Origin of the sequence: Paenibacillus forsythiae T98 (assembly GCF_000520735.1) — a bacterium.
Taxonomy (GTDB): domain Bacteria; phylum Bacillota; class Bacilli; order Paenibacillales; family Paenibacillaceae; genus Paenibacillus_AQ; species Paenibacillus_AQ forsythiae.
Genome location: NZ_ASSC01000183.1, coordinates 1 through 8032, shown reverse-complemented (window position 1 = coordinate 8032; position 8032 = coordinate 1). Strand labels below are relative to the sequence as shown.

General features: G+C 52.7%; 8 protein-coding genes and 1 pseudogene. 4 read left to right on the top strand and 5 right to left on the bottom strand.

The window, feature by feature from the left end; genetic code table 11:
* From L692_RS27965 to L692_RS0106710, 5 genes and pseudogenes are all read right to left on the bottom strand, one after another.
* Positions 1-233, bottom strand: a pseudogene (locus L692_RS27965) (tRNA (N(6)-L-threonylcarbamoyladenosine(37)-C(2))-methylthiotransferase MtaB); the annotation flags it as partial.
* A 3-nt stretch (positions 234-236) separates the two neighbouring features.
* On the bottom strand, positions 237-1001 hold the full coding sequence (locus L692_RS0106725) for an RsmE family RNA methyltransferase (protein ID WP_025698326.1): 765 nt from the start codon (positions 999-1001) through the stop codon (positions 237-239).
* Positions 1002-1198: 197 nt separating this feature from the next.
* On the bottom strand, positions 1199-1879 hold the full coding sequence (locus L692_RS0106720) for a site-2 protease family protein (protein ID WP_025698325.1): 681 nt from the start codon (positions 1877-1879) through the stop codon (positions 1199-1201).
* Positions 1880-1881: 2 nt separating this feature from the next.
* A complete protein-coding gene (gene prmA / locus L692_RS0106715; protein ID WP_025698324.1) occupies positions 1882-2967 on the bottom strand; it encodes a 50S ribosomal protein L11 methyltransferase in 1086 nt (361 codons plus the stop codon).
* 183 nt (positions 2968-3150) lie between these two features.
* The gene (locus L692_RS0106710; RefSeq protein WP_025698323.1) at positions 3151-4026 is read right to left on the bottom strand and encodes a helix-turn-helix transcriptional regulator; all 876 of its coding nucleotides are present in this window, start codon (positions 4024-4026) and stop codon (positions 3151-3153) included.
* 298 nt (positions 4027-4324) lie between these two features.
* On the opposite strand from L692_RS0106710, the gene L692_RS0106705 reads away from it, so the two are divergent.
* The 4 genes from L692_RS0106705 to L692_RS27960 all read left to right on the top strand — a co-directional run.
* Positions 4325-5602: an ABC transporter substrate-binding protein gene (locus L692_RS0106705; protein ID WP_025698321.1), complete on the top strand. Its 1278-nt coding sequence runs from the start codon at positions 4325-4327 to the stop codon at positions 5600-5602.
* A 38-nt stretch (positions 5603-5640) separates the two neighbouring features.
* Positions 5641-6516 (top strand): carbohydrate ABC transporter permease, encoded by an 876-nt coding sequence (locus L692_RS0106700; RefSeq protein ID WP_025698319.1) that lies wholly within the window; start codon positions 5641-5643, stop codon positions 6514-6516.
* Between the two features lie 15 nt (positions 6517-6531).
* Complete coding sequence (locus L692_RS0106695; RefSeq protein ID WP_025698317.1) at positions 6532-7362, top strand: carbohydrate ABC transporter permease; 831 nt, start codon at positions 6532-6534, stop codon at positions 7360-7362.
* Positions 7363-7784: 422 nt separating this feature from the next.
* A partial coding sequence (locus tag L692_RS27960) for an LLM class flavin-dependent oxidoreductase (RefSeq protein ID WP_036722387.1) occupies positions 7785-8032 on the top strand: 248 nt, incomplete at its 3' end.

The window sequence follows — 8032 nt, the reverse complement described above, 5'->3', positions numbered from 1 at the left end:
CAGCCGGTAACGGCCACAATCGCTTCCGGATTGCGCCGGACGGCCCGGCGGATCATCTGACGGCTTTTTTTGTCGCCGGTATTGGTGACGGTGCATGTATTAATGACGTAAACATCGGCCTGTCCCTCGAAGTCCACCTGTTCGTAGCCATCCTCCTTGAACAGCTGCCAGATGCCTTCGGTATCGTAAAAGTTGACTTTGCAGCCCAACGTATAAAAAGCAACGGATGGCATGTTTCAAGCTTCCCCCATTTCTCCGGTTTCGTATAAAATGCAGGCGGCGGCCACCATGCCGGCCGTCTCGCAGCGCAGGATGCGCTTGCCCAGACCGACGGACACCGCGCCCGCCTCCTCGGCCTCCTTGCACTCGTGCTCGCTAAAGCCCCCCTCGGGCCCGACAATAACCAACGCGGACGCCCCGGGCGCCGCTCCAAGCTGCGCGGCCCACGGCGCGACCGCCGAACGCAGCTGAAGCCCTTCTTCCTTCTCGTAGCAGAAATACACCGCGTCATAACGATCGGCCGATTTCAGCAGTTGCTTCCAGGTCAGCGGCGCAGAAACTTCCGGCACGATGTTCCGGTGCGCCTGCTCCGCGGCCTCCTTGGCGATTTTGCGCCAGCGCTCCAGCCGCTTGCTCTCCTTGCGCTCATCGTACTGCACGATGGTGCGCTCCGATAGAAAGGGCAGGAAAGCCGCCGCGCCGATCTCGGTGCATTTTTGAATGACGACTTCCATCTTGTCGCCCTTGGGCAGACTCTGGGCCACCGTAATCTTGACACGGGCCTCCTGTGTCATCGGCATATTCTCTATAATGGAGACGGTGACAATGCCGTCGCCGATTGATGCGATTTCGGCCAGAGCCTCACGGGACACGCCGTCGCTTACAATCAGCTTGTCCCCGGCCTTGCCGCGCATCACTCTGGCGATATGACGGGCATCCTCGCCGCCGATGGTTACGCTGTCTTCCCCGAAGCTATCGGGAGATACGAAATATCGCTGCATGCTTATCAACATCCTGTTCTGTAGTACAATCGCAAATTCAGGCGAAAACGGCGGCGCCCCGAATATACAGAGGCCCTGCCGCCGTTTGCCGCGTATCTATTCTTTGCACGGGCGGACGCATCAGCCCTTTCTTAGACCTGACAATCCGTTTCCATAATACAATGTTTGTTCCCCTGTGAACAGTCTTTCGGGAGCAATTACGTAAAAATATGATAAAAGAAATTTACGGTATCACTGTACATCATAGATGACCAGAGGGCCAGCGGGCCGATCGTGTACGCTCTCAGCCCCGGAAGGAATACAATCAGCAGAAAAATGAACATCGCCCACTGCTCCAACCGCTGCAAGGTTCCCCTGACGGACCTCGGCGCGAGATCCTCGATAATTCTGTACCCGTCCAGCGGCGGCAGCGGAATCAGATTAAACCAGAAGAGGAAAAAGTTCATATATATAAAAGTATTGAACATCGCGTGAACAGCTTCCTGAAGCTTTGTCGCCGAAATCGGACTGAGCCAGCCGAGACCGAGCAGCATACCGTAGATCAACGCGCCGGCAAGAGCCATCAGCAGGTTGCTGAGCGGACCGGCCGCCGACACGATGATGCCCATCAGCCTCGGACGGCTGAAGTTGTCGCGGTTAACCGGCACAGGGCGCGCCCACCCGAAGCCGGCGATAACCAGCAGGATGATGCCGAACACATCGAAATGCACCGCCGGGTTCAGAGTCATCCGCCCCAGCAGGCGGGCTGTCGGATCGCCGAAGCGGTTGGCGAAATACGCGTGGGCAAACTCGTGAACCGTGAATGCGATCAATATCGTGATTAAGAAAAACGGCAGCTGATCCAGCCGAATTGCAATAATTTTATCCAAAAAATCCATCTTTACCTCTTTCCGGCTGTAAACGCCACCCAATCTTCTTCCTTCGTCACTTCCATAATTTCAAATCCGGAGGCCAGAAGCGCCTTCCTCACCAATTCTTCTTTATCTTTATAAATGCCGGAGGTGATATAGATGCCGCCGGGCTTAAGGGCACGGTACACATCATCCGTGAACAGTACGATAATTTCCGCCAAAATATTGGCGACCACAATCTGAACCGGCAGCTTCACGCCGAGTCCCTCCTGGGGTGAACCCGAACCGGCTGCCTGTACGGTGTCCTCGGCACAGCCTTCGCCGTCCGCTTCCTGCGAATAGGGCGGTCTGGCCGAGGGCCACATCGCTCCGGCAGGCGTCTCCGCCGCGCCTTCGCCGCCGAGCAGGGACAGGAGGTCGCTCTCCTTTACCGTGATGGCGCCCGAAAGACCGTTCAGCTCCACGTTCTCGGCCGCGCTCTTAACGGCAACAGGGTCCAGATCCAGTGCAAGCACGGACCGCGCGCCGAGCAGCATTGCGCCGACGGCCAAAATTCCCGAGCCTGTTCCGACATCAATGACCTCTTCTCCGCCGGAGATCGCCTTCTCCAGCGCCCGCAGACAAAGGGCGGTCGTCGGATGGGTTCCCGTGCCGAAGGCCATGCCGGGGTCAAGCTCAATGATCTGCTCATTCGGACTCGCGGGAGTGTAATCCTCCCATACCGGCTTGATCGTCAGCCGTTCGCTCACCCGAAGCGGCTTGAAATACTGCTTCCAGGCATGAGCCCAGTCATCCTCGTCAACCGTCTTCCAGCTGATATCCGCCTTGCCGGGATCGATGCCGAATTCCCGCAGCTCCCTGACGCGGGGCGCAAGCTCCGCGCAAATGTCGTCCATCGGCGATCCTTCCGCGAAATAGCCCTTGATGACCGCCTCCCCTTCGGGGATATCGTTCAGCGGCTCGTCGTACAGCTCCCCGTAGCGCGTGTCGCGCGCCTTGTTCAGCGATCCGGATTCTTCAATCGAAACCCCGCCCGCTCCCGCCTCCTGAAGCAGCGCGGAGATCATCTCCTGCGCTTCTTCGGTTGTATGTATCGTTAATTCATGCCATAGCATTGGGGTTCCTTCAGCCTCCTAAAAGATTTGATAGCCTGTGCTTCTTCCGAAGTCGTAGTTATTATACCTTACCTCCGCGCCATGCGCCAAACCCGCAGCTTGAAACGCGCCGGTCTTGGGCGCAGTGCGGAAGCGAGAGACGAAGAGGAACCTCACACGGACAGGTTGCAGCCGCATATTAGCTTATTTCTGCTGCCCGCTTTTGATTTTCGCATCCCGATACTGGGTGGGGGCGACACCATGGAGTTTCTTGAAGGCTTTCGAGAAGGAGAAGATATCGGGGTAGCCGACAGAGTGAGCAATTTCTGATAAGGTATAGGAGGTCTGCTCCAGCAATGCCCGGGCTTCCTTCATTTTTAATTCCTGGATAAACTGAATGGGAGTGATTCCGTAAGCCTTGCGGTACTGTTTGGTAAAATGGGTGCGGTCTATGCCGACATATTCGGATACTTTTTCGACTGTAATTCCCTCCGCATAATGAATCTCCATATATTCATGCCCTTTTTGCAGCCAAGAGACATCCCGCCGGTCACTGCGGGCAGAGCCGTCTGCCGCAGCAGAGAGCTGCTCGAAGATACGGTGGAACAGAATAAGCCGCCCCAGGTCCGTATTGTTATCCGAATTCACCAATTCGAAGAAATCCCACATCAGTTGAATCGCTTCAGGTGTTACAATACCCGCCGCATGCGGGCAGTGCATAGCCAGTCCAATCCTCTCAAGCAGCTTCAAAGCCTGCCTGCCGTCGAAGGCAAGAAACACTTTGCGGAGCGGATCGTCCGGACAGGTGTAATATTCATGAATGACCTGCGGAAACAGGCAGAAAATATCATTTTTACGGAGCTGAAAGGTCTGTTTATTTTGATGAAACGTCCCTTGGCCTTCCAGCACAAAAATCAGGTAATAATAGGGCGTCGTCCGGGGACCAATATGATAATTCGGTTTGGCAATATTGTGTCCAAGGCGAATCGGCCAAGCGGCTCCCGACTTTTCGTATGCGGAAGGGGTGAAGAGGTGCAGCTCCAAAAACTCATGGTTATCCTCAATCATCTTGTCTCTCATAATAATGGACCTCTTTTTACTATGCGAATTTTATGGCCATAATCTCATTTTTATAAATAATATAGGATTTCTACAAGGCACTCAACACTTTTCATTCAACATCAACCATCCGTCATGACCTTAAAATGACATGCACGAACAACTTAAAATGACATTTACTTGTGAAGAACCGGGTTGCTAATATATAAAGCATAGTAAACCAAGTTATTTTATTGACATTGACTAGACCACTAGAGAGGCTGATAAAAAACAGCATACCGTTTGCTAACTACTAACCCATTTGAGGAGTGTACGTACGATGAACAAGAGAAGGCTCTTGCTTACGCTGCCTGCGATCCTGCTGATCCTTTCCATACTGTTAAGCGCGTGCGGAGAAAATGCGAACAGCGGCGAAGCATCCGAAATCGAAATCAAATTCCCCAGCATATGGGTAGCGAAGGATTCCAAAGCCGCCACGTTCGCCCAGATCGTCAAAGATTTCAACGAACAGAATCAGGGCAAAATCAAAGTCGTCGTTGAAGAGATCCCCGACTATGCCGCTTACGAGGACAAGATCCGCACCAATATTACGACGGGGACAGCGCCGGATATTTTTTCTTTCGATAATCCCGCTGACGGAGAGTTCTACTACAAATCGGGAAATTTGGCCGATCTTACGCCTTATCTGGACGAGCAGTGGAAGAGCACGTTCCTGGATCATGCCTTTGACAATGCCGCATTTGACGGCAAAGTGTACTCGATTCCGTTCGAGTTCGGCGTAACGCCGGTATTATACAACACTAAGCTGTTCAAGCAAGCGGGCATTGCCGGATTCCCCAAAACGTATGGCGAGCTGTTCGCCGCATTTGACAAACTCAAAGCCGCAGGCATCGCTCCCGCCACGCAAATGACCGGAGGCGACGGTTGGGTCTCCATGCTGTGGTACTCCCAGCTCGTGTCCGCAATCGGAGGGCCGGATGTGTACAAGCACGGATTGGACGACCCCGCTTTTGTACAAGCCGCCGAGGTATTGAAGAAGCTCTTTGACTACACAACGGGAGATGCGGTGGGACTGGACAATGCAGGCAGCCATTTCTTAAATCAGCAAACCGCCGTACTGCTCAACGGGCCCTGGTTTATCGGCCGAATCAAAAAGGAAGGCATTGATCATTTGTATGACTCCGTCGAAGTGGCGCCTGCCCCCGTTTACGAAGGCGGGAAAGGACAGCCCGGGCAGTATATCGGCTTTACCCAGGCAAGTCTGGCCGTAGGCAAGCAAAAGGATAAAAAGAAAGAAGAAGCCATTGTGAAGTTTCTGAAATATTTGACCTCTCCGGACAATGTGAAGAAAATATCGCTGGATTCCGGAGCATTGTTCGTCATTAAGTACGAGGTTACAAAGGATGACACAGTCGAACGCCTGCAAACCGAGATGAAAAAAGGAATGGAAGCCGCGCCCTACATCATTCCCCATTTCCGGGCAAGCGTAAGCCCCGCCGTCGGCGCGGAATTCCCGCAAGCGTTAAGCGGTCTGGTGCTTGGAAAATATACGCCCGAACAATTCGTGGAGCAGCTTAAACAGGCCGATTCAAAATAAATCCAGCACACTTAAGCTTGCGCAAAGGAGGACAGAACATGCAGCGAACAACCCATTTCCGCACAGGCGCTATCCTTTTTCTACTGCCGGCCTTACTGCTCTTTGCCGCCTTTTTTCTCTATCCTGTCGGATATGTCGTCATTGTAAGCTTAATGAAATGGGATGGGATGAGCAGCCCCGGGTTTGTCGGCCTCCGAAATTACAGCGCCTTGTTTCATGACGAAGTCTTTCGGACCTCCATCCGCAACAATTTGATCTGGGCCTGCGCGGAGGCGATGATTCAGGTGCCGCTTGCCATCCTGGTCGCCCTGCTGCTGGCCCGAAAGCCGAAGGGCTGGAAGCTGCTGCGCACGATTTACTTTTTCCCCCATGTTATCTCGGGTATCGCAATCACGATGATGTGGGGAGCCATCTACAATAATGAGCGGGGATTGCTGAACAGCTTTCTCCGGTTGATAGGCTTGTCCGAATGGGAGCATAACTGGCTCGGAGGGCTGGGCAGCGCCTTCCCTTCCGTGCTCGTGTATGGACTACTGTATATCGGCTATTTCATGGTCATTATTTTGGCGGACATTTCCTCGGTTTCGCAGTCCTACTATGAGGCGGCGAGCATTGACGGAGCGACACGCACACAGCAGGATTGGCACATCACGCTGCCGCTGATTAAAGGAACCGTTGCTACCTGCGTAACGCTTGCGATGGTAAACGGGCTTCGGCAATTCGAGCAGGTTCTGCTGCTGACGGGCGGCGGGCCGGCCAACAGCACCTCAGTCCTTGTGTTGTATTTGTATAAAGAACTGCAAAACTTCCATTACGGGACGGCAAATGCTTTGGGCACGGTGCTGATTGTTCTCGGCGGTCTGGTCATTCTAACGGTGCGCAGATTATTTAACGCCGCCAAATCTGACATGTAATTCAGGAGAAGTCTAATGAAATTAAATGCGCTGCTTGAAAAGTTGCTTTCCCGGACCATTTTGTCCCTGTTTCTTGTGTACACGCTCTTTCCCATGCTCTGGCTTGTCATGGCTTCGCTCAAAACGAATGTCGAACTGCTTGGCGATCCTTTCCGGTTCCCCTCTCCGCCGCAGTTCGGCAATTATGTGAATGCGTTCAAGTCGGCGCATCTGGCTTCGTTGTTTTCAAATTCGATTCTGATCAGCTTCTCGGCAACCGCCTTGAACGCCCTGGTTGCATCCATGGCCGCCTATGTACTCTCAAGGTATAAGTTCAAGCTTGGACCGGTTATATTCTCAACCCTGATTACGGGAATACTGGTGCCGGTCAGCGCGCTGATGGTTCCGTATTTCACTTTAATCCGGACGCTCGGCCTCTATGACACCAAGCTGGCGCTGATTCTAACGTATACGGCCATCTCGCTTCCGCTGTCCGTCTTTATTATCAAAGGCTTCATGGATTCGATTCCCGGGGAGCTGGAAGAGGCCGCGCTGCTGGACGGGTGCGATTTCTATCAAAAGTTCTTCAGGGTGATTGTGCCGATTTCCCGGACAGGCATCGTGACCGCGGCGACGTTTCAATTCTTGAGCAGCTGGAACGAGTTCCTGTATGCGATGCTGCTGACTTCCTCCGAACAGGTGCGGACGCTGCAAATGGGCATTCGTTATTTCGCCAGCCAGTTTACCACCGATTTCACCTCGATGTTCGCGGCGATTGTCATCAGCATTATTCCAAGCGTTGCGATGTACAGCGTGTTTCAGAACCAGATCATTTCCGGACTTACGCAAGGCTCTGTTAAAGGCTGAGCAGAGCGGCCGGTCCGCAAAACCAAGGGGCTCTAAGCCATGTCGTTTCATGGCCTTTGGAGCACCTCTTTTTATTTCCGCCAGGTCATACTTTCGATTCACCAGCCCCCGATACAGACCTCTTTTTGCCAAGTTAAAATTCAAACAAAGATCTACTTTCCATTTCGAAAAATATTAAATTTTCCGTTTAAAAATCTACTTTTTTCTCTCTTCCCCTCTCCTGCTTCTATCTGTTCATCTTTTAAACAAAAAGACTTAAATTTACAAATTAAAGTTAACGTGAATTGACATTCCCGATACCCGAATCGCTTGTTACAATCAGAATATAAATTTATCCTATAAGTTTTATAGGAAATCGACCGGATCACCGGAGAAACAGACCAGAAATGGTTTCATCAATGTTACGGCATAAGGAGGCTATCATGAGTTTGCATACAGAAGAGATTCGATTTGGCTGGTTTCTGCCGACATCCGGCGACGGTCGCTATGTGGGGACTGCTCCGGAGAGAGAACCCACGCTTGATTATTTGATTGAGGTGGCGCAGATGGCGGAGCGCTCGGGCCTGGAGTTCGTTCTGATCCCGACAGGCGGATCATGCCTGGATTCATGGGTGGTCGGATCAGCGGTGATGAGCCACACGACTCGGCTTAACGCCCTTGTAGCGGTCAG

What these genes read in the sequence shown, in the direction of transcription:
- L692_RS0106725 (WP_025698326.1), bottom strand. Translation starts at nt 1,001, where the DNA reads ATGCAGCGATATTTCGTATCTCCCGATAGCTTCGGGGAAGACAGCGTA.
- L692_RS0106720 (WP_025698325.1), bottom strand. Translation starts at nt 1,879, where the DNA reads ATGGATTTTTTGGATAAAATTATTGCAATTCGGCTGGATCAGCTGCCG.
- prmA (WP_025698324.1), bottom strand. Translation starts at nt 2,967, where the DNA reads ATGCTATGGCATGAATTAACGATACATACAACCGAAGAAGCGCAGGAG.
- L692_RS0106710 (WP_025698323.1), bottom strand. Translation starts at nt 4,026, where the DNA reads ATGAGAGACAAGATGATTGAGGATAACCATGAGTTTTTGGAGCTGCAC.
- L692_RS0106705 (WP_025698321.1), top strand. Translation starts at nt 4,325, where the DNA reads ATGAACAAGAGAAGGCTCTTGCTTACGCTGCCTGCGATCCTGCTGATC.
- L692_RS0106700 (WP_025698319.1), top strand. Translation starts at nt 5,641, where the DNA reads ATGCAGCGAACAACCCATTTCCGCACAGGCGCTATCCTTTTTCTACTG.
- L692_RS0106695 (WP_025698317.1), top strand. Translation starts at nt 6,532, where the DNA reads ATGAAATTAAATGCGCTGCTTGAAAAGTTGCTTTCCCGGACCATTTTG.